The sequence below is a fragment of the Myroides sp. LoEW2-1 genome, from assembly GCF_009767705.1.
GTDB lineage: Bacteria > Bacteroidota > Bacteroidia > Flavobacteriales > Flavobacteriaceae > Flavobacterium > Flavobacterium album_A.
Window position 1 is genome coordinate 1 of record NZ_WSPP01000187.1, and the last position, 302, is coordinate 302.

Below are 302 nucleotides of genomic sequence, written 5' to 3' on the forward strand. Positions count from 1 at the left end.
ACGTAGCTTTACACCATTGGGATATACGATTTCATATTCTTGACTATTGCTTACTTGGTCTTTTGTCACAGTTATAAAATTATTGTCTAATTGTGTTGACTCTGACTTTGCCTTATACTTAACCACCCAATAACTAAAGGTTGCTAATTTAATTCCTACACTTTCACAGTATCTTGATTGCGTTAATCCACTTGTTCTCCAATCCTCTACATGAGAATACATTATTTCTTGTTTGCTCATCTATTTATTATTTGAAACAAACTTACTACCTTAAGTTAGCTTATGAAATATGTGGTTGCTCG

The 302-nt window shown here is 32.5% G+C and carries 1 protein-coding gene; it reads right to left on the reverse strand.

Annotated elements, in window-relative coordinates; translation table 11 throughout:
- The coding region (gene tnpA, locus GOQ24_RS11385; protein WP_160339737.1) for an IS66 family insertion sequence element accessory protein TnpA at window positions 1-240 on the reverse strand (240 nt) is incomplete at its 3' end.
- Window positions 241-302 lie beyond the last annotated feature (62 nt).